The organism is Methanocalculus natronophilus (genome assembly GCF_038751955.1).
Taxonomy (GTDB): Archaea; Halobacteriota; Methanomicrobia; order Methanomicrobiales; family Methanocorpusculaceae; genus Methanocalculus; species Methanocalculus natronophilus.
Map to the genome: position 1 here is coordinate 1 of NZ_JBCEXH010000084.1, position 626 is coordinate 626.

1 protein-coding gene is annotated in these 626 nt (G+C 35.8%); it reads right to left on the reverse strand.

Features of this window, described 5'->3' with window-relative positions:
• Window positions 1–626, reverse strand: a 626-nt coding sequence (locus ABCO64_RS10555) for a hypothetical protein (protein WP_343089441.1), incomplete at both ends; no start/stop codon positions are given.

A 626-nucleotide genomic window follows, 5' to 3' on the forward strand; every position in this document is an offset into this window, starting at 1 on the left:
GGTTTAAGTAATACCCCATTGAAGCCACAATATCAGAAGGGACTAAATTCTCCGCGGTTTCAGTAGAATCATTTCCGATGACACGGACTTTAATGTTTTTATCTTCTTTGGTATTATGCTCAACTTCTAAAATTTCAACTTGTGCAAGTTCAAAATAGAGCTCATCTTTACTTAATGTCTCTTCAATAGATTGAATCATTGTCTCATAAGCGTCATTACCTTCGGCTTCAACAAATGATTTTTGGTCATGTCCTTGTTGTTTTAAATATTCATTGGCGTAAGCTTCTGCACTCCAGTATCTTTGGTACTTGATATGAAGCAGCTTTTCATCGTCACCTAACCAATCTAAATAAGGGTTGGCATCGAGAATATCTTTTTGAACTTGGAAGTCAAATTCAATGTTTTCTCTTAAAACCCCTGGTAAAGGTTGTGAAAAGTTGTGACGGTTTTGATCAAGGATACTTAAGACATCTTTATCAATCTCAGTACCTTCTTTAACAATTACTTCTCCTGTTTCTTTATCAATGACGTTTTGCGCCATGACTTTGCCTTCAAGATGCGCTAAAACATCAAGTTTTTGGTTGACCTTAAAACGTCCAACTTTTGCTAACTCATAACGTTTAGAG